At 64.9% G+C, this 701-nt stretch carries 1 protein-coding gene; it reads right to left on the reverse strand.

The features are described from left to right. Positions 1 to 173: 173 nt before the first annotated feature. Positions 174 to 515 (reverse strand): hypothetical protein, encoded by a 342-nt coding sequence (locus tag ELR45_RS24695; protein WP_129668712.1) that lies wholly within the window; start codon positions 513 to 515, stop codon positions 174 to 176. Positions 516 to 701: the final 186 nt, after the last annotated feature.

Below are 701 nucleotides of genomic sequence, written 5' to 3' on the forward strand. Positions count from 1 at the left end.
CCTGGTCAGGGTTGGAAACACGCCGTGACGACGTCGCCGTGCCGCTTCCAGTCTACCTACCAGACTACGACCTCTGGACTTCAACTTGGGAGGGGCGCGGTCGAAGGTAGAACCCGCCGAAGTGCGACCGAGCACACAGGAAGCTCCCCGGACCGGCGATCGGCGCTGCCTCCCTACGACGAGGATCTGGCTTCACCGGACTTTCCTCGCTTGGCGTCGCAATCACGGAGATGGTCCGTGAAGACCTGGGCGATGACCGTCACCTGCTCGCGTGTCAGCGGTGGCACGGCCTCGCGGATCTTCCTTACGTGCTCGTCGTGCGCAGCCGAACCGAACGCGTAGTCCAGATCGGAGACTCGGATCAAGGTCTTGATCACCGGGCGACCATCGCGGCCGCTCACCTTCTCCGTGCGGGCCGGAAGGCTGCCCTGCCAGACGCGTCGCCAGATGCTCTTGGTGCTGCGGTTGTAGTGCTCGGCCGCAGCGGCGACGTCGAGCCATTCGTTCTCGGACAACGGCCCTCCTCCAGATCGCTTGGGCGTTCAGGGAAGCACTCACTTGCTGGGACGATCCCGAGTGTTCCGGTTGTGCGACGTATGCGCTGCCGCGACAACTGGCAGGGTGAGGACCGTAGGGGCCGTCGGATGCCCTGCTATCGTCGGAGGCATCATGATCAGCCCGTAGCCGCAAGGCGCGGGCTG

It is taken from the genome of Phytoactinopolyspora endophytica (assembly GCF_004138495.1).
GTDB classification, from domain to species: domain Bacteria; phylum Actinomycetota; class Actinomycetes; order Jiangellales; family Jiangellaceae; genus Phytoactinopolyspora; species Phytoactinopolyspora endophytica.